Origin of the sequence: Salinibacterium sp. NG22 (genome assembly GCF_015864925.1) — a bacterium.
Classification (GTDB): Bacteria; Actinomycetota; Actinomycetes; order Actinomycetales; family Microbacteriaceae; genus Rhodoglobus.
This window is the reverse complement of sequence record NZ_JADYWG010000001.1, coordinates 710959-731598: the sequence shown is the minus strand read 5'-3', so window position 1 is coordinate 731598 and position 20640 is coordinate 710959. Positions and strand designations below refer to the sequence as shown.

At 61.2% G+C, this 20640-nt stretch carries 22 protein-coding genes; 17 read left to right on the top strand and 5 right to left on the bottom strand.

Features of this window, described 5'->3' with window-relative positions; translation table 11 throughout:
- The first annotated feature begins 20 nt into the window (after positions 1 to 20).
- The 5 genes from mnmA to gatA all read left to right on the top strand — a co-directional run bounded on the left by mnmA (position 21) and on the right by gatA (position 7002).
- Positions 21 to 1184: a tRNA 2-thiouridine(34) synthase MnmA gene (gene mnmA / locus I6E81_RS03580; protein WP_197106020.1), complete on the top strand. Its 1164-nt coding sequence runs from the start codon at positions 21 to 23 to the stop codon at positions 1182 to 1184.
- Between the two features lie 89 nt (positions 1185 to 1273).
- A complete protein-coding gene (gene ligA / locus I6E81_RS03575; RefSeq protein ID WP_197106019.1) occupies positions 1274 to 3595 on the top strand; it encodes an NAD-dependent DNA ligase LigA in 2322 nt (773 codons plus the stop codon).
- A 128-nt stretch (positions 3596 to 3723) separates the two neighbouring features.
- Positions 3724 to 5091 carry an alpha/beta hydrolase gene (locus I6E81_RS03570; protein ID WP_197106018.1) on the top strand — a complete coding sequence of 456 codons (1368 nt, stop codon included), beginning with the start codon at positions 3724 to 3726 and terminating at the stop codon, positions 5089 to 5091.
- Between the two features lie 82 nt (positions 5092 to 5173).
- On the top strand, positions 5174 to 5488 hold the full coding sequence (gene gatC, locus I6E81_RS03565; protein ID WP_197106017.1) for an Asp-tRNA(Asn)/Glu-tRNA(Gln) amidotransferase subunit GatC: 315 nt from the start codon (positions 5174 to 5176) through the stop codon (positions 5486 to 5488).
- Complete coding sequence (gene gatA / locus I6E81_RS03560) at positions 5488 to 7002, top strand: Asp-tRNA(Asn)/Glu-tRNA(Gln) amidotransferase subunit GatA (protein ID WP_231603852.1); 1515 nt, start codon at positions 5488 to 5490, stop codon at positions 7000 to 7002. The genes gatC and gatA overlap by 1 nt, the downstream gene beginning before the upstream one ends.
- Here gatA and I6E81_RS03555 read toward each other — a convergent pair.
- Positions 6999 to 7553 (bottom strand): CGNR zinc finger domain-containing protein, encoded by a 555-nt coding sequence (locus I6E81_RS03555; RefSeq protein ID WP_197106016.1) that lies wholly within the window; start codon positions 7551 to 7553, stop codon positions 6999 to 7001. The genes gatA and I6E81_RS03555 overlap by 4 nt on opposite strands.
- Before the next feature lie 71 nt (positions 7554 to 7624).
- Here I6E81_RS03555 and I6E81_RS03550 point away from each other — a divergent pair, with 71 nt between their 5' ends.
- The 7 genes from I6E81_RS03550 (at position 7625) to I6E81_RS03520 (ending at position 14312) form a co-directional block, all read left to right on the top strand.
- Positions 7625 to 8668 (top strand): DMT family transporter, encoded by a 1044-nt coding sequence (locus I6E81_RS03550; protein WP_197106015.1) that lies wholly within the window; start codon positions 7625 to 7627, stop codon positions 8666 to 8668.
- Positions 8661 to 10178 carry an Asp-tRNA(Asn)/Glu-tRNA(Gln) amidotransferase subunit GatB gene (gene gatB, locus I6E81_RS03545; protein ID WP_197106014.1) on the top strand — a complete coding sequence of 506 codons (1518 nt, stop codon included), beginning with the start codon at positions 8661 to 8663 and terminating at the stop codon, positions 10176 to 10178. Before I6E81_RS03550 ends, gatB begins: the two co-directional genes overlap by 8 nt.
- A 42-nt stretch (positions 10179 to 10220) precedes the next feature.
- Positions 10221 to 10553 (top strand): glutamyl-tRNA amidotransferase, encoded by a 333-nt coding sequence (locus tag I6E81_RS03540; protein WP_231599668.1) that lies wholly within the window; start codon positions 10221 to 10223, stop codon positions 10551 to 10553.
- Positions 10554 to 10732: 179 nt separating this feature from the next.
- Complete coding sequence (locus tag I6E81_RS03535) at positions 10733 to 12118, top strand: MFS transporter (RefSeq protein WP_197106012.1); 1386 nt, start codon at positions 10733 to 10735, stop codon at positions 12116 to 12118.
- Positions 12119 to 12198: 80 nt separating this feature from the next.
- Positions 12199 to 12750: an OsmC family protein gene (locus I6E81_RS03530; RefSeq protein WP_197106011.1), complete on the top strand. Its 552-nt coding sequence runs from the start codon at positions 12199 to 12201 to the stop codon at positions 12748 to 12750.
- Between the two features lie 182 nt (positions 12751 to 12932).
- Complete coding sequence (locus I6E81_RS03525; RefSeq protein WP_197106010.1) at positions 12933 to 13961, top strand: alpha/beta hydrolase; 1029 nt, start codon at positions 12933 to 12935, stop codon at positions 13959 to 13961.
- A gap of 54 nt (positions 13962 to 14015) precedes the next feature.
- A complete protein-coding gene (locus I6E81_RS03520) occupies positions 14016 to 14312 on the top strand; it encodes a DUF1905 domain-containing protein (RefSeq protein WP_197106009.1) in 297 nt (98 codons plus the stop codon).
- Positions 14313 to 14356: 44 nt separating this feature from the next.
- On the opposite strand, the gene I6E81_RS03515 is transcribed toward I6E81_RS03520, so the two are convergent.
- The 4 genes from I6E81_RS03515 to I6E81_RS03500 are packed head-to-tail and all read right to left on the bottom strand — an operon-like array spanning position 14357 to position 16578.
- Positions 14357 to 14776: a DUF1761 domain-containing protein gene (locus tag I6E81_RS03515; protein ID WP_197106008.1), complete on the bottom strand. Its 420-nt coding sequence runs from the start codon at positions 14774 to 14776 to the stop codon at positions 14357 to 14359.
- 47 nt (positions 14777 to 14823) lie between these two features.
- Entirely contained in the window at positions 14824 to 15573 is a 750-nt protein-coding gene (locus I6E81_RS03510; protein ID WP_197106007.1) for a cytochrome c biogenesis CcdA family protein, read from the bottom strand.
- 6 nt (positions 15574 to 15579) lie between these two features.
- A complete protein-coding gene (locus I6E81_RS03505; protein ID WP_197106006.1) occupies positions 15580 to 16080 on the bottom strand; it encodes a thioredoxin family protein in 501 nt (166 codons plus the stop codon).
- A 57-nt stretch (positions 16081 to 16137) separates the two neighbouring features.
- Entirely contained in the window at positions 16138 to 16578 is a 441-nt protein-coding gene (locus tag I6E81_RS03500; RefSeq protein WP_197106005.1) for a hypothetical protein, read from the bottom strand.
- Between the two features lie 146 nt (positions 16579 to 16724).
- On the opposite strand from I6E81_RS03500, the gene I6E81_RS03495 reads away from it, so the two are divergent.
- From I6E81_RS03495 to I6E81_RS03475, 5 genes are all read left to right on the top strand, one after another.
- A complete protein-coding gene (locus I6E81_RS03495) occupies positions 16725 to 17348 on the top strand; it encodes a hypothetical protein (protein WP_197106004.1) in 624 nt (207 codons plus the stop codon).
- 35 nt (positions 17349 to 17383) lie between these two features.
- Entirely contained in the window at positions 17384 to 18751 is a 1368-nt protein-coding gene (locus I6E81_RS03490; protein ID WP_306790136.1) for a glucose-6-phosphate dehydrogenase, read from the top strand.
- Positions 18748 to 19242: an SRPBCC family protein gene (locus I6E81_RS03485; protein WP_197106003.1), complete on the top strand. Its 495-nt coding sequence runs from the start codon at positions 18748 to 18750 to the stop codon at positions 19240 to 19242. The genes I6E81_RS03490 and I6E81_RS03485 overlap by 4 nt, the downstream gene beginning before the upstream one ends.
- A gap of 102 nt (positions 19243 to 19344) precedes the next feature.
- Positions 19345 to 19788 (top strand): VanZ family protein, encoded by a 444-nt coding sequence (locus I6E81_RS03480; protein ID WP_197106002.1) that lies wholly within the window; start codon positions 19345 to 19347, stop codon positions 19786 to 19788.
- On the top strand, positions 19785 to 20633 hold the full coding sequence (locus tag I6E81_RS03475; RefSeq protein ID WP_197106001.1) for a DUF3097 domain-containing protein: 849 nt from the start codon (positions 19785 to 19787) through the stop codon (positions 20631 to 20633). The genes I6E81_RS03480 and I6E81_RS03475 overlap by 4 nt, the downstream gene beginning before the upstream one ends.
- The last annotated feature ends 7 nt before the right edge of the window (positions 20634 to 20640 follow it).

The following is a 20640-nucleotide window of genomic DNA, read 5'->3' as shown; positions in this document are numbered from 1 at the left end:
TCGTCTCGTACACTTGATGTATGAAGGTTTTAGCGGCGATGAGTGGCGGAGTGGACTCCGCGGTTGCTGCCGCGCGTGCAGTCGAGGCAGGGCATGAGGTTGTTGGGGTGCATTTGGCGCTGAGCCGGCAGCCAGGAACCCTGCGCACCGGTGCCCGCGGTTGCTGCACGATTGAAGATTCCATGGATGCCCAGCGGGCCGCCAACATGATCGGCATCCCGTATTACGTCTGGGACTTCTCCGAGCGCTTCAAGCTCGATGTCGTCGATGACTTCATCGCCGAGTATTCGGCCGGACGCACTCCGAACCCCTGCATGCGCTGCAACGAGCGCATCAAGTTTGCGGCGCTCCTCGAGAAGGCTGTCGCCCTAGGGTTTGACGCTGTCGCTACCGGCCATTACGCCAACATCGTTGAAGATGACAACGGCAATCGTGAGCTTCACCGCGCTGCGGCCTGGGCGAAAGACCAGTCCTACGTGCTTGGTGTGCTCACGACCGAGCAGCTCGCGCACAGCATGTTCCCGCTCGGGTCTACGCCGTCGAAGGCAGAGATTCGTGCTGAGGCCGCAGAGCGTGGTTTCTCGGTAGCGAACAAGCCTGATTCTCACGACATTTGCTTTATCCCTGATGGCAATACTCGCGGCTGGTTGGCCGACAAGGTTGGCGCAGAGCAGGGCGAAATTCTTGACCGCAATGGCGAGGTTCTCGGCAAGCACGAGGGTGCTGTCGCGTTCACGATCGGCCAGCGCAAGGGCCTCAACGTCGGTTATCCCACGGATGACGGCAAGCCCCGTTTCGTGTTGGAGATCCGTCCCAAGACCAACGAGGTTGTTGTCGGGCCCCGCGAAGCTCTTGCTCTCTCCGAAGTCGCCGGCACCAAGTTTTCGTGGGCTGGGCTTGACCCGCTCGCCTCGGGTTTCATCAGCGAACCCGGTGCAAGCTTCGAGTGCCATGTTCAAGTGCGCGCACACTCCGACCCGATGCCAGCCACCGCTCGGATTGCCCCGGCAACCGAGGGCGTCGACAACGTCGGCGATGCGAAGGGTCCCGAGCTCATCGTGCGGCCCCACGAGCCGCTCATTGGTGTCTCGCCCGGCCAGACTGCGGTTCTTTACGTTGGCACGCGAGTGCTTGGCCAGTGCACAATCGCACGCACCGTTTCTGCGGTTCCGGTCGGGGTCTAAAAGTCCTCGATTGGCCCCTCGGTCGGCTCTCCTGCGGAGTCGGCATGGTTGCACACTCAGAAGTCAGTGCCGCTGTTTACACTTGAGGCGTGGCTACTAGCACCGAGAACTCAGGTTCCTCCCACTCGTCCGACGACCAGGTCGTTGAGACAGCCGATCCGTCGCTCGCCGAGGCGCAGCACGAGGCAGAAAGCCTCACCACGCGCATCCTTGAATTGCGTGATGCGTACTACGTGCGCGACGAAGTGCTGGTCGATGACGCCGAGTATGACGGTCTAATTCAGAGGCTCGAGAAACTTGAGACCCTGCATCCTGAACTCCAGGGCCAAGACAGCCCGACCCTGCGCGTTGGCGGTAAGGCAGCCACCCTCTTCGATCCCGTTGAGCACGCCGAACGCATGCTGAGTCTCGACAACGTCTTCTCGCTCGAAGAGTTCGCTGAATGGGCCGCGAAGGTGCAGCGCGATTCTGCGCGCGACGTCGACTTTTTGTGCGAGCTCAAGATCGACGGGCTGGCGATCAACTTGCGCTACATCGATGGTGTGCTCGTCAGTGCCGCCACCCGGGGCGACGGTCGCGTGGGCGAAGACGTGACGGAAAACATTGTGCGCGTGGAAGGCATTCCGCAGCGGCTGGCAGGCACCGGGCATCCGCCCATCGTTGAAGTGCGTGGAGAGGTGTTCATTCCGCTCGAGCTGTTCCGCGAGCTGAATGCCGAACAGACTCGCATCAGTGAGAAGGTTTTTGCGAACCCCCGCAACGCTGCGGCGGGGTCGCTTCGTCAAAAATCTGAAGGCAAATCTGAAGAGAAACTTGCCCACATGCGTCGGCGATTGTCGTCGTTGCGGATGCTCGTGCACGGCATCGGCGCGTGGAATGGTGAGCGTGAGGGCCACGAGCCCATTCGCACCCAGAGCGAGATCTACGGTGTTCTTTCCGGTTGGGGCCTGCCGACGAGCAAGTATTTTCGAGTAGTGCCGACGGCGGGCGAAGTAGAAGAATTCATTCGCTACTACGGCGAACACCGGGACAGCGTTGAGCATGAGATCGACGGCATTGTGATCAAGGTCGACGAGCTTGCACTTCACGACGAGCTCGGCGCTACCTCTCGTGCGCCGCGGTGGGCGATCGCCTACAAATATCCGCCCGAGCAAGTGAACACGAAGCTGCTCGACATCGTGGTGGGAGTGGGGCGCACCGGTCGCGCAACACCGTATGCGGTCATGGAGCCGGCGCTCGTTGCCGGGTCTGTCGTGCGGCAGGCAACACTGCACAATCAGGATGTCGTCAAGCGCAAGGGTGTGCTCATCGGCGACACCGTTGTGCTGCGCAAGGCGGGCGATGTGATCCCCGAGATTCTTGGCCCGGTCGAAGAACTGCGGGATGGCAGCGAGTACGCCTTTGTCATGCCCGCGAATTGCCCAGAATGCGCAACACCGTTGCGGGCGATGAAAGAGGGCGATATTGACTTGCGGTGTCCGAATGCCCGCAGTTGCCCCGCTCAAGTGCGAGGTCGTATCGAACACGCCGGCAGTCGGGGCGGGCTCGATATCGAGGTGTTGGGCGAAGTAATTGCTCGTGCCCTGACCCAGCCCCGCGAACCCGAGGTTCCTCCGCTGATCAACGAGGCGGGGTTATTCGATCTCACGGTGGAAGATATCTTTCCGATTGTCGTTGCGGTGCGTGACTCCGAGACGGGGGAGGTGCTCGTCAACGATGACGGCTCCGAGCGACTCGTCACTCCGTTCCGGCGTGCACGCAAGTTCACGGGCAAAGACGCTGACCCCGAGTTCGATGCCGACGCGACCCAATTTTCTGGAACACCCGATTGGGTGCCGTCGAGCAACGCGATCAAACTCATCGCCAATCTTCAGGAAGCGAAAACCAAACCCCTCTGGCGGCTCCTAGTTAGCCTCAGCATCCGCCATGTCGGTCCGGTCGCTGCGCGTGCGCTCGCCGACTACTTCGGCTCGCTCACCGCCATCCGCGAGGCCACGCGAGAAGAACTTGCCGCCGTGGATGGCGTGGGCGGAATCATCGCTGATTCTGTGGGGGACTGGTTCGAGGTCGATTGGCACCAAGAGATCGTGCAGCGGTGGACAGATGCGGGTGTGCAGTGGTCAACTCCCGGTCATGCCGGCCCCGGAGCCGCTCAGTCCAATGACGGGATTCTTGCCGGATTGACCATCGTTGCCACGGGCAGCCTCGATGGATTTACTCGTGAAGGCGCACAAGAGGCGATCATCGCGGCGGGCGCTAAAGCGGCCTCCAGCGTGAGCAAAAAGACTGACTATGTTGCCGCCGGGCCGGGTGCCGGTTCCAAACTCACCAAGGCGGAGCAGTTGGGCATCCCCGTGCTCGATGCTGCACAATTCGCCCGTCTGCTCAAAGGTGGCCCTGAAGCTATTTAAAACTATGCAAAACGACAGTAATGCCTTTGGTTTACCCCCGAACAGGGCGCGATTGCCTTAGGATTGCCTGAACGTGTTCGTGTGCGGGGATGGCACATGGTCAATGTTCCTGAGGGGAATACCCGTCGTTGCTGATTGAAATTGCATTCGTTCTAGCTACCTCGGTCGTCGGCTTACCCGCCACCGAGGTCTCTGGCGTGCCCGAAGTGCACTTCAGCTCGATTGTCACCAGCGATGCACCGGCCCCCTTTGTGGGTCCCGTCGTCGACACCACTGGGGCGCTGAGCGGCTCGGCGGTAGGAACATCCACGTTCAGCGGCCGTACTCTGACAGCCCTCGCGAGCATTCCCACTAGCGGCATTGCGGAGTATCTTGCAGCCCGCCCGGGCGCCGTGGAACAGATCCTTTCAGCGCAGCCGCCCGCTCAAGAAGTGGCTCTCTGGTGGGGCGACCTCGCGATTGACCGCCAAGAAGCGTTAGAAGTAGCGAGCCCCCAACTCCTCGGCAACCTTGAGGGCGTGCCGTACACGATTCGCGATGTCAGCAATCGCACGGTGCTTGACGAGACAATCGCCGAGCTCAATTCGGTCGCGAATTCGGATGCCGGTCGTGCCGTGCAGCAGAGCGCACGTCAACAACTCAGCATGTTGTCCTCCATCTCGGAGGCTCTGGTCTTTGATAGTTCTAACCCCGAACGCACTCTGGTCACTTTGGATGTCACGGGGCAGGGTCGGGCTGCCATTGTGCTTGGCGACCTGAACGACGCCGACTACGTGAGTTTCTTGGTGCCGGGCATGTTCTTCACTATTGAGGGGCAGATGTCGTTTTGGGCGGATGCCGCCAACACTCTGTACACCGAGCAACAGGCGTGGCTTGAGCTCTTTGATTCTCAGTCGGTCTTCACGAGCAATGAGACGGTCGCCACCGTGGCGTGGATTGGCTACGACACCCCTAACCTCACCAATGTGGGGGCGATCGATAACGCCGTACAGGGGCGTGACACTCTGGCGAACGCCATTCTCGGTTTGCAGGCGCAACGTGGTGCCGATCAGCCCTACATCTCGGTAGTCGCACACTCGTATGGAACGACGGCGGCGATGATGGCGTTGTCGGAATATGACTTCGATATTGATGCCTTAGCAATGGTGGGTTCGCCCGGAAGCCCCGCAGAGTCCGTCGCTGATTTGAATGTGCGCGATGGCAACGTGTTTGTCGGCGAGGCCGCGTGGGATCCGATTCCCAACAGCTCCTACTTCGGGGCCGACCCAGGCACGGCAACTTTCGGCGCTCATTCTCTCGGCGTGAATGGCGGCTTCGATGTGCTGCAGAAGCAAGAACTGGCTGGCTCTGTTGGCCACAACGAGTACTTCACTCCCGGCTCTGAAGCGATGCGTAATTTTGCGTTGATGTGTATCGGTCGCGGTGACCTAGTCATTCCCGAAGACGCTTCCGGCGTAGCGCGGGCAATCGGCTCAACGGCTCACGATCAGAGCTGATTAGAGCCCTGTCGCTCCTCGCCGCTCGCTAAGCCGAATACACTTATACGGTTCCCTGTCTGTTTCCCATCTTCGGAGCTCCATGACTGACACCAATCCTGGTGCGATCACCAGCGAGGTTGTTTCGCACCTCGCCTCGCTCGCCCGTATCGCCCTCACCGCTGACGAAATCGAGAAGCTCACTGGCGAGCTCGGCGCAATTGTCGATTCTGTGGCCAAGGTCAGCGAGGTCGCTACCGACGATGTTCCCGCAACAAGCCACCCGATTCCGCTGAGCAATGTTTTCCGTGCCGATGTTCCCGGCGTCACGCTCACCACAGAGCAGGCCCTGGCCGGAGCACCCGAGCACGATGGTTCACGTTTTGCGGTTAGCGCGATTCTGGGAGAAGAGCAGTAATGGCAGATCTGAACGACCTCACCCGCATGTCGGCATCCGACTTGGCAACCAAGCTGAGTTCGGGCGATGTGTCGTCGGTTGAAGCAACCCAGGCGCATCTCGACCGCATCGCTGCCGTCGATGACAAGGTCCACGCGTTCCTGCACGTGTCGGCGGATGCTCTGGCCAATGCCAAGCGCATCGACGAGCGTCGCGCGGCAGGGGAGTCGCTTGGCGAACTCGCCGGTGTGCCCGTTGCCGTCAAAGACGTGCTGTGCACAATCGATATGCCCACCACTGCTGGGTCCAAAATTCTTGAAGGCTGGGTTCCGCCCTACGACGCAACACCCGTTGCGAAGTTGCGTGCGGCTGGCCTGATTCCGCTCGGCAAGACCAACATGGATGAGTTCGCCATGGGCTCGTCGACCGAGCACTCGGCGTATGGTCCGACTCATAACCCGTGGGATCTCGACCGGATCCCTGGTGGTTCCGGTGGTGGTTCGGCCGCGGCAGTGTCTGCGTTTGAGGCTCCGCTTGCCCTCGGTTCCGACACCGGTGGATCGATCCGCCAGCCGGCATCCGTGACGGGTTCTGTTGGCGTCAAGCCCACCTACGGCGGAGTATCGCGCTACGGCGCGATCGCGTTGGCTTCGTCGCTCGACCAGGTCGGCCCCGTCTCGCGCACCGTTCTCGATTCGGCGTTGCTTCACGATGTCATTGGTGGCTGGGACCCGCGCGACTCCACGTCGCTCAACGAGCAGTGGCCGTCGTTTGCTGCCGCCGCGCGTGCCGGTGCTGCTGCCGAAAGCCTCAAGGGCGTTCGTGTTGGTGTCATCAAGCAGCTCGACAGCCCCGGCTTCCAAGCGGGCGTCTCGCAGCGCTTCCACGAAGCACTGCAGTTGCTCACTGATTTCGGTGCCGAGATCGTTGAAGTGGATGCTCCGCACTTTGAGTACGCCGTTGAGGCCTACTACCTCATCCTCCCCGCCGAGGCGTCAAGCAACCTCGCCAAGTTTGACTCGGTGCGCTTCGGCCTCCGCGTCACGCCCGAGGGTGGCGGAACCGTCGAAGACGTGATGGCAGCAACTCGCGAGGCCGGTTTCGGCGCCGAGGTCAAGCGCCGCATCATCCTCGGTACCTATGCCCTCAGCGCTGGTTACTACGACGCGTACTACGGCAGTGCACAGAAGGTTCGCACACTCATCCAGCGCGACTTCGCTGCGGCCTTCGAGAAGGCTGACGTTCTCGTCTCGCCCTCAGCGCCCACCACCGCGTTCAAGCTCGGTGAGAAGCTCGAAGACCCGATGGCGATGTACCTCAACGATGTGACGACCATTCCGGCGAACCTTGCCGGCATCCCCGGCATGGGGCTCCCGATGGGGCTCGCTCCTGAGGATGGTCTGCCGACCGGTTTCCAAATCATGGCTCCGGCTCGCGGCGATGCTCGACTCTACGAAGTTGGCGCGACACTTGAGCGCTTGCTTGAGCAGCAGTGGGGTCACACCCTGCCGAGTCAGGTTCCGTCGCTCGGCTAGTTGCCTGCGGCTTGCCGCTCGCGGTAGGCGATTTGATTCATCCGGTTTCCACAACGGATGCTGCAGAACCGGCGTGAGCCGTTGCGTGACAGATCGGCCATGAGGCCTTCGCAATCGGGGGCTTGGCAGCGTCGTAAGCGCCACATGGCGTCGGAGCGCACAACGTCGACGAGCGCAAGGCCCACTTCGGCCTGAATGCGCTCGGCGAGGGGTGCTTCGGGGTCGTTGGCGTGCAGGTGCCAATCAAAGTCGCCGTGCCGCGCTAGGAAGGGCAGCGCCTTTGCTTCGGCGAGCATCGCGTTGATTTCGACGGCGGCATCGTCGCGGGTCAACTTCCAGACCTCACGGATGCGGTCGCGAACGGCGCGCACTTCGACGACTTCGTTGTTGTCGCGGTCGATGCGCCCGCTGAACCGGAACTGCATGATGAGAGCGTGCACGTGATCGGCCGTCGAGAGCTCGTCGGCGCCCGATCTGCTCGCGAGTTTGTGCGTATTTCCGAGCAGAACGGCAAACTCGAGACTCTCCACGGTGTCAGGGGCAAAATGCAATTTGACTCCTTATTTGTTTCGAGACTAGCGTCAGCAGAAATACTCGTCAATCTCGTTCAAAGTAGTCGCCCATGAAACGCTCATCCACAACTCTCGGTTTGCTTATTGCCCTTGTTGCCGCCGCTAGTTTTGGGCTCTCCGGAGCGCTCGTAAAACCAGTCCTCGAAGCCGGGTGGAGCCCAGCCGCCGCCGTAACGCTTCGCGTGCTTATCGGTGGCGCCGTGCTCGCTCCGTTCGCGATCCTGGCGCTCAAAGGTCGCTGGATCGCCCTGTGGTACGCGCGCAGTCGCATCCTCCTGATGGCCATCATTGGCGTTTCAGGAACCCAGTTGGTCTACTTTGCGGCGATCGAACGCATCCCGGTCGGCATCGCGATTCTTCTCGAATACATGGCGCCGTTGCTGCTGGTTGCCTTTTCGTGGGTCACGTCGCGGCGCACGCCTAAGGCCGTTGTGCTCATCGGTTCCGTCGTCGCCCTCGGCGGGCTCATCCTCGTGGTCTCCCCAGAGGGTTCCGGGGCCCTTGATCCACTCGGAATCATGTTCGGCGCCTGCGCTGCTATCGGCGCCGCCGTGTATTACGTCGTTGCTGCGCGCACGAGCGAAGGCCTTCCGGCGGTGGCTCTTGCCTCGGCCGGGTTGCTCATCGGAGGCATCATTCTCGGGCTTGTCGGCCTCGTCGGCATTGTGCCGTTCGATATGCCGATGGTGGATGTCACGGTGCTGGGCATTGTGGCTCCGTGGTGGGTTCCGCTGCTCATCGTGGGTATCGTCGCGACCGGTATTGCGTATTCGACGAGCATTATGGCGAGCGAAATGCTCGGTTCCCGCCTCGCGTCTTTCGTCGGATTGCTCGAGGTCGTCACGGCAGCGATCTACGCGTGGTTGCTGATCGGCGAGAACCTGTCGATCATGCAGTTCATCGGGGGAGCACTCATTTTGGCGGGAATCGCCTTCGTTCGCTCCGAGAAATCCGAGGAGTTCAGCGACTTCACGATTGAGGCTGAAGCTATTCCGAGCGACGACGATGAACCAATTTTGGCGCCAGCATCCGCGCCGCTCGAACCGGGTACCGATACGGTGCCGTTGCGCCACGTACAATCATCGGGTGGCTAAAGCTGAATTGATGGACTACGACAAAGCACTCGAACTATTTGAGCCGACGCTCGGTTTCGAGGTGCACGTCGAGTTGAATACCCAGACCAAGATGTTCTCGGATGCTCCGAACCCGGCAGCATCCGGTGCTGAGCACGGCGAACCGAACACCATGATCACTCCGGTGGATCTCGGCTTGCCCGGCAGCTTGCCTGTCGTCAACGAAGAGGCGATCAAGTATTCGATCTCTCTCGGCCTTGCGCTCGGCTGCCAGATTGCGCCGAGTTCGCGCTTTGCCCGCAAGAACTATTTCTACCCCGACCTGGCGAAGAACTACCAGATCAGCCAGTTTGATGAGCCGATCGCGTTCGAGGGTTCTGTCGACATTGAGCTCGAGAGCGGTCGCACGATCACGATTCCGATCGAGCGCGCTCACATGGAAGAAGACGCCGGCAAGCTCACGCACGTGGGTGGCGCCACTGGTCGCATCCAGGGTGCCGAGTATTCGCTCGTCGATTACAACCGTGCTGGCGTTCCCCTCGTCGAGATCGTCACGCACATGATCACGGGCACCGAAGCGGATGCTCCCGAGGTCGGCAAGGCCTACGTTTCGGCTATTCGTGACATCGTTCGTTCGCTCGGTATCTCTGAAGCCCGTATGGAGCGCGGCAACTTGCGCTGTGACGCGAACATTTCGTTGAGCCCGCGCGGCTCCGGAAAGCTCGGAACGCGCACCGAAACCAAGAACGTGAACTCGATGCGCAGCGTCGAGCGCGCGGTTCGTTACGAAATCCAGCGTCAGGCGGCCATTCTTCAGAAGGGTGGCACGATCACTCAGGAGACGCGCCACTGGCACGAAGACACCGGCGTCACGAGCGCTGGTCGCCCGAAGAGCGATGCTGATGACTACCGTTACTTCCCGGAGCCTGACCTTCTACCGGTTGAGCCGTCGCTCGCATTGATCGAAGAGCTGCGCGCGGCACTTCCTGAGCCTCCGGCAGAGCGTCGTCGTCGACTTCAGGCGGCCTGGGGCTTCACCGATCTTGAGTTCCGCGATGTTAATAACGCGGGCCTCTTCAGCGAAATCGAAGCGACTATCGAGGCTGGCACGACGGCGGCTCAGGCTCGCAAGTGGTGGACAGGCGAGATTGCGCGACTGGCCAACATCCAGAGTGCAGACCCCAGCTCGTTGATTACCCCCGCGGATGTCGCGGCTCTCGTCACGCTCATCAACGATGGTGTTCTCAACGACAGTCTGGCCCGCCAGGTTCTCGAGGGTGTCATTGCTGGCGAGGGTACTCCTGCCGAGGTTGTCGAGAGTCGTGGACTCAAGCTCGTCTCGGATGACGGCCCGCTCATTGCGGCGATCGATGAGGCGCTTGCCGCTCAGCCTGATGTTCTTGCGAAGATTCGCGATGGCAAGGTTCAGGCGGCCGGCGCAGTTATCGGCGCAGTCATGAAGGCAATGAAGGGTCAGGCTGACGCCGCTCGCGTGCGTGAACTTGTCTTGGAGCGCGCTTCCGCCGAATAACACGAGCAGCGCTTGTCGGCTGCAGGCAGTACCGTTGTGGTCATGTCTGATTCTGCTGAACTCGTTGTCGAAATCCACGTACCGCTTACCCCCGACGCCAATGCGGCCGAGGGCGAGTCGCGGTTCCCGTGGATCGAATCGCTCGTGGAGTTCACGAACGAGCTCGAAGAGGGCGGCGAGATTTTCGTTGTCGAAGAGGGCGACGTGTTCAACGACGCTTACGTCATCGTGATCACGGGTGCCGACGAGTCGACGCTCACCGGCGTCGCCAATCGTGTGGCGAACCTTCCCGGCATCCCGACCGGTGTTTTTGCGGTTGTCACGGATGCCGATGCTGACGAGTTGGGGCAGGGCACGGTCGTCGAGATTTCTTAGTCGCACGCGCAGTCGCGCCCGCATCCAAAGTTAGTCAAATTTGTTTGATTTGGAGCGCGGGCGGCATACACTGGAATGGCACCGCAGCCGCCAGTGTGAGCGCGTGATTATCCGCCGCACCGACGAGGAACCATCCGTTCCGTCTGCAGTAGCTTCGTACTACTGAAGAGCTCAACACCATGACACGCAACATCCCCGTGGGCGCAACAACTGGCCCCATTTCTGTACCCACGAGCATTTTTTCTGCGCACCTGCGATGGACAACGATCGGGGCGTTCGCCCTGATCTTCTTGGGCGCTTTTGAAACGCTCGCGGTTACTACGATCATGCCGACGATCAGTCGTGATCTGAATGGCCAAGCGCTCTATTCGGTCGCGTTTTCCAGCACGCTGGCAGCGAGCGTGATCGGAATGGTGCTTGCCGGTCAATGGTCTGATCGCACGGGGCCAGCCAAGCCGTTGATCGCGGCAATGGTGGTTTTCACCCTGGGGCTGCTGGCGGCAGGCTTCGCCGGAACGATGGGCATTTTCATCGCCGGCCGCTTTCTGCAGGGCCTCGGCTCCGGAGCCCTCATCGTTTCGCTCTATGTGGTTGTCGCCCGGTTGTATCCGGCGGCGCTGCATCCGAAAATCTTCGGGCTCTTCGCTTCCGCGTGGGTGTTGCCCTCGTTGATCGGCCCACCTCTTGCGGGAGTCGTTGCTGAGCAGATCAGTTGGCACTGGGTGTTCTTTGGTGTCGTGTTTCTGGTGCTGGCGGCGGCATCCGCGATTCTGCCTGCGATTCGCATTCTGATGAGTCAGCCGGTGGTGCCCGCCGAGAAGTCGTCGGGCGGCCGCGCTGTGGTGTGGGCGATCGTTGCGGCGCTGGCGGTGATGGGCATCAGCCTCGGTGGTGAACGCGACGGGGCGCTCGCGTGGCCGCTGGCCGGGGGAGCGTTCGTGATCGTCATCATTGCGCTGCGGCCATTGCTGCCGACAGGTTCGTTGAGCTTCCGGCGCGGGCTGCCCGCCACGATCGTGTTGCGCGGCTTCTTTGCCGCCGCCTTCTTCTCGACCGAGGTCTATCTGCCGTACTTGCTGAACGAACGTTACGGTCTGCCCGCCTGGGCGGCCGGTCTCATCCTCACCGTCGGCGCGGTCTCGTGGGCGGTGGGCTCAGCGCTGCAGGGCCGCCTTCCGGAATCTGTTTCTCATGGGCGCGTGGTGGTCGCGGGCGCTCTCTTGCTCAGCTTCGGCATCGCCACCCAGTTCATCACCGCGTATTTCATGCTCTCGTTGTGGGTCGCCGCGATCGGCTGGCTCGTCGCTGGCGCCGGAATGGGCATCACCTTTCCGCGGCTCTCGACCCTCGTGCTCAGTCATTCCAGCGCTCGAGACCAAGGTTTCAATAGTGCTGCGCTCTCGATCTCGGATGCCGCTGGTGGCGCCATTGCGATCGCCTTCAGCGGTCTCGTCTTCGCTGGCGTCGGCGGGCTCGTGGACGGGGCGGGCTTCGTAGCCGCACTCGGTTTGGCGACGGTAGTGGCAATCGCTTCGGTGCCGGTCGCGCTGCGAGTTCGCACGTAATAAATCTCTTTGTTAAGCACTGTTTCGGTCTGTTACGGCGTGCTCTCGCGACCGCCGCGGATTGCGATTACCGTCGCCGCATGACACTTCTCACGAATGAAACCACGACCATTGATCTCGCTGCCGACCGTGCAGCCCGACTCACCGCTGCCGGCGCTGCCTGGAACTCGCGAATTGCCGCCAAGCCAGCCGCAGCCGAACTCACGTACGCCGTCACCGGCAAGGGGGTCGGCTCTGTCGGCACCGTACTCAAGGCAGGAAAGCATGTCTTCCACATCGACGAGCCCGAGGGACTCGCCGGGGATGATGTTGCCGCCAGCCCCGTTGAGATTGCTCTTGGCGCGCTGATCGCCTGTCAGGTAGTCGTCTTCCGTCTCTACGCTCAGGCGCTCGACATCCAAGTAGATGACATCTCGGTCAAGGCTGAGGGTGACCTCGATGTTCGCGGCCTCTTCGGAATCGACGAGAACGTGCGCAACGGCTTCGGCGCCATCCGTCTCTTCGCGACCATCACCGGTCCAGAGTCGCAGGAACGTTACGACGAGTTGCGTGACGCAGTCGACGCCCACTGCCCCGTACTCGACCTGTTCGCGAACCCGACCTCAATCACCACTCAGGTGGTCAAAGGCTAAGGGCACCCCATGATGATGCCCTCTGACATGCTCGACCGGTAGCTCAGGCTACCGGTCGAGTTTTTTTAACTCCCGTGCCGGTTAAAGCCCGCACTGCCAGCCAGCACAACCGCACAATCCCGCCCCGAACGGGGTAGACCGTTTCGCGCCGCCAGCTTCAGCACGCCCCCTACGCTGGAGATATGAGCCGCACAACCGAGCCACGTCCCTGGATTAAACGTCGCTCGAGTCAGATCGGCTTAGTCGCTTTGTCTCTCGGTATTGCTGCTGCTCTCGTCTGGACGCTGAGCCCCTGGCCCGCAGCACTGCTCATCCGGGCGATGTTCGAGGCCGATGCCTCCAAGGTTGTCGCCGAGATGGAAGGCCACGCCACCACTGTTCCCCTCACCGCGACGCTGGATGAGGTGTACGGCGATGCGGGCGCGGAGACCTCGCTCGATGTCTATTCTCCCGCTGCGTCATCCGGTCCCCTCACTACCGTCGTCTGGATTCATGGCGGTGCCTGGATCTCGGGCGACAAGTCGAACATCACCCCCTACGCCCGCAATCTGGCCGCCGAGGGATTCACTGTTGTCGCGGTGAACTACACGGTGGCGCCCGATGCGATCTACCCCACGGCGCTCACTCAGCTGAACGACGCGATGGGCTATCTCGTCGACAATGCTGTGCGCCTGCAGATCGATCCCGACAACATCGTGTTTGCGGGAGACTCTGCTGGTTCGCAGCTCAGTGCCCAACTCGCCACCGCCATCACGAACCCCAGCTATGCGACGACGCTCGGGCTCACGCCAACCCTGAGCGCTGACCAACTGAGCGGGGTCATCCTCAATTGCGGCATCTATGACGTCAGCGGCATCCCCAATGCTCCGGGGCTTGGCGGTTGGGGTTTCCGCATCGCGTTATGGGCGTACATCGGCGACAAGGACTGGTCTGATCAGCCCGGTGGCGACGAGATGTCGGTCATTGACGATGTCACTGCTGACTTTCCGAGCACGTGGATCTCTGGCGGCAACGCTGATCCGCTCACCCCGTCGCAGTCGGTGGCCTTCGCTGACGCCCTCGACACTCTCGGGGTCGACACCACACGCGTGTTTTACGCGGACAATCACTCCGCGCAGTTGCCGCACGAGTACCAGTTCCACCTTGATTTTGAGGATGCTCGCTCTGCATTCGACTCGACGGTCGCCTTTGTGAAGTCCGTCGAGCAGTAGCTCGTCTGCTTCTCGCCAACGTCGCGACTGCAGACTGGCGAGTACGCTCAAAGCATGAAGCCCGAGTTCGAGTTCACGTCTGAGATCACCCCGTGGTCGTCAAAGCCCAGCGTGTACTTTGTGCAGGTGCCACCGGATGTCGGGGCCGACGTTAAAGAGATCCCGTCACCGCCGCGGGGGTTCGGTGCCGTCGCGGTAGAGGTCACTATTGGTGCAACCACGTGGTCGACGTCGATCTTTCCGAACAGCAGCGTGGAAGACAGCTTCTTTCTCCCCGTGAAGGCCGCTGTGCGCCGCGCTGAGGGTTTAGAGCTCGGTGACACGGTGCAGGTGTCGATCCAGCTCATCTAACGAACTGCAGCGCGCGTGGGGGCCGCTGCAGCGCCAGAGCGCAGTTAGGCGGGCCACACCCCGATGATGATGGCCATGACCACAATCGTCACGAACTCGTGGCTCACATTCAACACGGTGAGGCCGTTGGGGCGCCCATCGAACTGGTCATGAGTAATGAAACGTGCCGCGGTGAATCCGCCCCACAACACGATGCTGGTCAAGACCGTGTTGAGAAAGAAGCTTCCGCCGTAAAAGTCAGAGGCGATGAACGCGGCGCCGGCAAGAATCCAAGCCGTGAAGAAACTCACGATGACGGTGACCACAATGGGTCGAACGGCATCCGCAGTGTTGCCGCTGGGGGTGACGTTGGCCGCCTTCATCCAGTAGTTGCCAAATACGCGCGGGGAATACCAGATAGTGCCGACGATCATGCTCGATAGCGTCGCCAGGATGACGGCGATGTAGTTAATTTCGGGAACCATGACAACCTCCGGTCGATAACGGTCACCGAAGCCTACTCTCCGAGCGACTAGCCGGTAATGCTCTCTTCGAACCGTTGAATCGGGTCGTACCAGCCCTGCTCGAGCACGTAGCTCTGGAACTGCTTGTCGAGGCCCAGAATTACCGCGAGACCAACCACCAGCAGAATGATGCCGATCACGCGCTTGAAGACACCGTTGGGGTTGGCGAGCCAGCCGAGCTTGCGAGCGAATGCCTGACCGAGAAACGCGATCATGAGGAGCGCGACGGCGAGACCGATGGCATACACCACGATGTAGAGCAGTCCCTCGGCAAACGAGACAGGCAAGACGGTGGCCAAGATGAGCGCATAGGTGGGGGAACAGCTGCTGAAGGTCGGGCCGAGCGCGGCACCAAGCATCACATCGCCGCCAAGACCGCCGCGTGAATACGAGCGGTTCATGACAGCGTTCGCCCGGTTCTGGATGCCGGTGGCGAGCATGAATCGTTCCCACAGCGCCGGGAACACTAGCGTGAGTCCGAAGATGATGAGGATGCCGCCGGCAACAATCTGCCAGACCAGTTGGGGGATCCCCAACAGTGCCGTCGTGGCCTTGAGCAGCAGCGTAAAGATAATCACTGAACCGGCCAAGCTTGTCGCGATAACGACGGGACGGAACCATTGGCGTTCGGCCACGGTCGAATCGCTGCTGGTGCGCGCGATCGAGCCACCCACGATGACCGGCAACAGCGGCAGCACGCAGGGCGCAGCAACCGTCAGAACTCCCGCCACAAACGAGAGCAGAATCAGGCTAAGCATCGGGGCTTAACCGAGGGCGGTGAGAACGGCGTTCAACGAAGGGTCGGCGTACGCCACAAAGTTGTCTTGCACTTTCTCGCCGTCAGCATCGACCTCAACGAACGTGGTCTGCTGGGTAACGCCGTATTCGGCACGTAGATCCTGGTTGGTGTCGTAGTCGACCTTCACGATCGTGATTCCAGAGGGAACGCCCGACGCCTTGATGTCGCCGTCGGCGGAGACGCACTGGGGGCACCACGTGGCGTGGAAGAACAGGATGACGCGACCATCGGCATCCGCAATGGCCGAGGGGCTGTAGTCGACGTAATCACCGCCGCCATCGTTCTCGATGGCAACAGCGTCGTCGGTCTCGGCGCCGGAGTCGTTTGAACTCTCCGAACTTTGAGCTGCGCTGTCAGCGGCTGGCGACTCGCTAGAGCCGTTCGAGTTCTGGGCTGAGACGATCCAGACTGCTGCAATAACAACGACGGCAAGAGCAACAATGACCGCGACAATTCGCTTGTTCATGCCTCTAGTAACGCACGCGGCCTCAAAATACTTCCGCGGGTGGCGAAATTTCTCTGGTTATACCCAGACTTCAGCGGTGTGCGAATACAGCTTGAGATCGCCGAAAGTCAGGGCACCCGTGAATCTGGCTCGCGTATACGGGAGCAAAACCATGAGCGCTGCGCCCGCTTTGTGCTCGATTCTCACTTCAATGGCGTCGGACTTGAGCGACGCAATTCTCGTGTTCGAGACGATGGCGCTGCAGCGAGAAATGGCCGCCATCTGGCGCAGCTGAGTCACGGTTTGCGCAATCAGTTTCTCGGCATCTAGGTGCTTCTTCTTCAACGCTTCGTCAGCAGTCATTTCAAGCACCCGGCCGCTGCCATCCGTCATCAGCGCGAACGTCATGAACTCACTCGCATGGCCCAAATGGCTTCGTGCCACATTGAGCGCAGAGTCGAGAATTCGATCAACGTCAGCCTGCTGCTCGGCGTTGAGCGCGTCCCTCCACGATTTCATATTCCAAACCGTAGCGACTCCCACACCCGCTTGTCCCGCGAAGCGCCCAAATCACCCGCGTTTTGGTGTCAAGACTGATTCTCACGTTGTGCACCCGATTGCGCCGATTTTCCACGTTCGTCGCACCGCTGCGCTAACGTCGAACCATGCAAAAAGCGCAACTAACCAGTGCACAGCGGGGCCATTCTCTTGTTGCGGGAGCGGTTGCCCACGCCTTCTTCTCTGTGGGTTGGCTCATGCTCGGCTTCGTCGCCCTCGGCGGGGGACTCACCCTGCTCGTTGGTGGCACCGCAGCGGGAGTGAGCGGTCTCTTTGGCGATGTGCCGGCGGTGCGTGACGTGGTGAGCGGTGCGGGCAGTGTGATCGGCACCGTGATCATCGTGATCGGCATCGTTGCGCTTCTCTTGGTGGTGCTCGCTGCATTCGCGAGCATGTTCTTGCTCAAGCGCGGCGGCGTTCGCAAACCGTGGCAGGTCACCTTCCAGTCCCTCGGCATCGTTGCGTTGCTCGATGTCCCCCTCTTTGTGGCCTATCTCACGATCGCGGCGAATGTCACCGACTCTGCTGTTGGTGGCACTGTTCTTCTCGGCCCCGTTGTCGGTATCCTCGGCTCCGCCATTGCCGGCGCCCTGGTCTGGTGGTGGATGGCATGGTCGCGTCGTGGATCAGCGTCCACATTTGCTGGTGTCACAGCCACGGCATCCGCGACCGCCGTTCCGACTCAGCAACCACCGAGCGTCGATGGGGATACTGGCAGCAACGAAAAGTAGTCGTTCGAGTTTCAGCAGTATCGAGCAGAGAGTGCATGATGACGGCACGGATTGAAACACTGATCATCCTCGGAGCAGGCGGAGACCTCACGTCGCGCTTACTCTTGCCCGGCCTTGCGTCATATCTGGGCGGTGGCGAAGCGCAAAAACTCACTCTTATTGGCGTGGATCGTCAAGAAATGGATGACGCGGCCTGGCAGAAGCGCGTCGCGACATCGTTTGCGGCTCAGGCTTCGCCCGCTGCTGACGCCGTGGCCAGTGCAGCGCACTACGTGCAGGCCGACGTCACTGACGCGCAACAAGTGCGCGACGTGATCGAGTCGGCTACCGGCCGTGTGGCGTTGTATTTTGCCTTGCCTCCGGCGGTCGCCCATCAGGTTGTTTCGGTGTTGGCGACCATTGATTTGCCCGAGGGGATTGTGCTTGCCCTTGAGAAGCCCTTCGGAAGCGATGAGGCCAGCGCTCGTGATCTGAACCGCGTGTTGCAGACGATCGTGCCAGAGCAGCAGGTTTTCCGGGTTGACCATTTCTTGGGCAAGTCGACGGTGCTGAACCTTATCGGTTTGCGGTTCGCTAACCGTGTCTTCGAGCCGCTCTTGGCCGCACCTAATGTGGCAAAGGTCGAGCTAATTTTTGATGAGGCGCTCGCGCTCGAAGGTCGGGCTGGCTATTACGACCGCGCCGGCGCTGTGGTCGACATGATCCAAAGCCACTTGCTGTTGGTGATGGCGCTTACTGCGATGGAACCACCGGCGAGTGTGAGCTCAGAAGACTTGCGGGGGTCGATGGCTCAGGTGCTGCGAGCAACGCGCGTGCAGAGTATCGACGGCACGTGCGCTCGCCGTGCGCGCTACACCGCGGGCACGATCGGCGACCGCAGCCTTCCCTCGTACGTTGACGAGAAGGGCGTGAACCCTGATTTCGGCACGGAGACTCTGGCTGAGGTCACGTTTGAGATCGATAACTGGCGTTGGGCTGGTGTGCCGTTTGTGTTGCGCTCGGGCAAGGCCATCGGCAATGCCCGTCAAGACATCGTGATTACTTTCGCGCCGGTTCCGCACCTTCCCTACGGCCTCACGGGCAGCGAAGATCCTGCGAAGCTCACTATTTCAATCAAGCCGGCAACGCTCGAACTCGATCTCATCGTGAATGGCGCTGGCGATCCGTTCACGCTCGACCGCACGCAACTCACGACCACCCTCGGCGCCCCGGCCATGAGTGCCTACGGCGAAGTGATTGCATCTCTCGTTGAGGGGGATCCGGTGTTGTCGGTGCGCGGAGATGTCGCTGAACAGTGCTGGCGAATTGTCGCTCCCGTGCTCGAGGCATTCCGCACTAATCAGGTTCCTTTGGAGGAGTACGAGGCCGGTTCGTCTGGCCCTGGATCGTGGGGGTCAGCATGACCAGCACCGGCCGTCGTGGGGTGACGGCAACCGCGCAGGCCCGCACACGAGCGAGCGCCCGCCAGTCCTACGACTACTCGGGACCGCTTGACCCTGCGCAGTTTTATCCTCGCTTCGGCCCCTTGCCGGCGGTCGTCACTGTGCTCGAGCAGTCCGGACCGTGGGATGCTGTCGGTCACACCCGACGCCTCGTGCTCTCCGATGGTGGTCACGTGGTTGAGACGATTACCAACGCGGATTCTCCCGAACTTTTTGCTTACGAACTCAGCGACTTCCAGAAGCTTTTTGGCCTGCTCGTTTCGGGGGCTCGAGCAGAATGGCGCTTCGATGACCGCTCGACCGGTTCGCGCATCCGCTGGAGCTATACCTTCTTCGCGAAGCCGGGGCGAAGCTGGATCGTGTGGCTGATCATTCGCCTGTGGTGGGGGCGTTACATGCGTCGGGTTTTGCCGCCCATTGCGCGTGAAGTGGAGCGGCTCGCGGCTAGCTAGGGAAGTGCAGTTACCGAATCGTTGCCATAAATGGCGCTGTTCACATCCTGCTTCCACCCTTCTCACAACTGGCGCAAAGATGCGCTTGTGACAATGGCTGGTATGTTCCGATCGAGATTTGCCGTTGCGTTAGCCGCAGCGCTCTACTTCGCCGCCCTGGCGAGTCTCGCTTTCGTGATCGCTCCGGGCAGTAACGGTCGCTTCTGGATCTGGACCACCGTTGCGTTTATCCCCGTTGGTATTTTCTTGGTTGGCATGTTCGGCCGTCGCCGTTGGTGGGCAGCACTCGCCTTCAGCATCGTTGCCGCAGCGTGGCTCGAAGCCGCCCAGACGGTGTGGATGCCCGTCGGCTACGCGGATGTCGTTGACATTCTGCTCGCGGCTATCGGTTCCGGGATCGGTGTTTCTTCCGCCGTGGGCATCGCGCTCTGGCGAGAGCATGCGCAACGCCCGGCAGCAGCATTCGCGCAACCGTCGACGAACCTTGCGAGCTCCCGTCGCGCCTCCGCCAGCAACGCGGCGGCACCGCTTAACCTCGATCGGTGACTGACGACCGCTATTCCCACGACGTTCTCGCTGGTTTCTCTATCAAGCGCGGGCCAGCAGTGCTGCCGAAGGTTCCGATCGAATCCGGGATGGTTGTCGAGGTAATCGCTGACGGTTACGTAGGTGCCCTGGTGGGTTTCGCCAATGGGCTCATGGAGCTCGAAGACCGTCGGGGCTCCGCTCGCGCGTTCCCTCTCGGCAGCGGCTATCTCATCGACGGCGTGGCAGTGGAGCTCGTCAAGCCCGCGCCGAAGGCCGCCGCCGCCGCCCGTAAGACAGCCTCAGGGTCGTTTGCGGCCCCCGAGCAGCGTGCCCGCACCGCGCTCGCGAGTCGCATCTATGTCGAAGGCCGCCACGATGCGGAACTCGTCGAAAAAGTGTGGGGTGATGACCTGCGCGCCGAAGGTGTCGTCGTCGAATTCTTGGGCGGCATCGACGACCTCGAGAAGATCGTCGCCGACTTTGCACCCACCTCCGACCGCAAGTTGGGAATCTTGGTCGATCACCTTGTTCCTGGCTCGAAGGAGAGTCGAATTGCGGATGCTGTGGGGCGCGGCAAGTACGGCCAGTACGCGCTCGTGGTCGGTCATCCATTCGTCGATGTCTGGCAGGCCGTGAAGCCGCAAAGCCTCGGAATCGCTGCGTGGCCATCGGTGCCGCGCACGATCGAGTGGAAGCACGGAATCTGCGAAGCATTCGGCTGGCCGCACGAAGACCAAGCCGATATCGCCCGCGCGTGGCAGTTCATTCTGTCGAAGGTCACCAACTTCGGTGACCTTGAGCCAGCGCTCTTGGGGCGCGTTGAACACCTCATCGACTTTGTCACGGTCGATCAGGATTCCTAGCGCCGAG

What these genes read in the sequence shown, in the direction of transcription:
- mnmA (WP_197106020.1), top strand. Translation starts at nt 21, where the DNA reads ATGAAGGTTTTAGCGGCGATGAGTGGCGGAGTGGACTCCGCGGTTGCT.
- gatC (WP_197106017.1), top strand. Translation starts at nt 5,174, where the DNA reads ATGACTGACACCAATCCTGGTGCGATCACCAGCGAGGTTGTTTCGCAC.
- gatA (WP_231603852.1), top strand. Translation starts at nt 5,488, where the DNA reads ATGGCAGATCTGAACGACCTCACCCGCATGTCGGCATCCGACTTGGCA.
- I6E81_RS03550 (WP_197106015.1), top strand. Translation starts at nt 7,625, where the DNA reads ATGAAACGCTCATCCACAACTCTCGGTTTGCTTATTGCCCTTGTTGCC.
- I6E81_RS03540 (WP_231599668.1), top strand. Translation starts at nt 10,221, where the DNA reads ATGTCTGATTCTGCTGAACTCGTTGTCGAAATCCACGTACCGCTTACC.
- I6E81_RS03535 (WP_197106012.1), top strand. Translation starts at nt 10,733, where the DNA reads ATGACACGCAACATCCCCGTGGGCGCAACAACTGGCCCCATTTCTGTA.
- I6E81_RS03530 (WP_197106011.1), top strand. Translation starts at nt 12,199, where the DNA reads ATGACACTTCTCACGAATGAAACCACGACCATTGATCTCGCTGCCGAC.
- I6E81_RS03525 (WP_197106010.1), top strand. Translation starts at nt 12,933, where the DNA reads ATGAGCCGCACAACCGAGCCACGTCCCTGGATTAAACGTCGCTCGAGT.
- I6E81_RS03520 (WP_197106009.1), top strand. Translation starts at nt 14,016, where the DNA reads ATGAAGCCCGAGTTCGAGTTCACGTCTGAGATCACCCCGTGGTCGTCA.
- I6E81_RS03515 (WP_197106008.1), bottom strand. Translation starts at nt 14,776, where the DNA reads ATGGTTCCCGAAATTAACTACATCGCCGTCATCCTGGCGACGCTATCG.
- I6E81_RS03510 (WP_197106007.1), bottom strand. Translation starts at nt 15,573, where the DNA reads ATGCTTAGCCTGATTCTGCTCTCGTTTGTGGCGGGAGTTCTGACGGTT.
- I6E81_RS03505 (WP_197106006.1), bottom strand. Translation starts at nt 16,080, where the DNA reads ATGAACAAGCGAATTGTCGCGGTCATTGTTGCTCTTGCCGTCGTTGTT.
- I6E81_RS03500 (WP_197106005.1), bottom strand. Translation starts at nt 16,578, where the DNA reads ATGAAATCGTGGAGGGACGCGCTCAACGCCGAGCAGCAGGCTGACGTT.
- I6E81_RS03495 (WP_197106004.1), top strand. Translation starts at nt 16,725, where the DNA reads ATGCAAAAAGCGCAACTAACCAGTGCACAGCGGGGCCATTCTCTTGTT.
- I6E81_RS03490 (WP_306790136.1), top strand. Translation starts at nt 17,384, where the DNA reads ATGATGACGGCACGGATTGAAACACTGATCATCCTCGGAGCAGGCGGA.
- I6E81_RS03485 (WP_197106003.1), top strand. Translation starts at nt 18,748, where the DNA reads ATGACCAGCACCGGCCGTCGTGGGGTGACGGCAACCGCGCAGGCCCGC.
- I6E81_RS03480 (WP_197106002.1), top strand. Translation starts at nt 19,345, where the DNA reads ATGTTCCGATCGAGATTTGCCGTTGCGTTAGCCGCAGCGCTCTACTTC.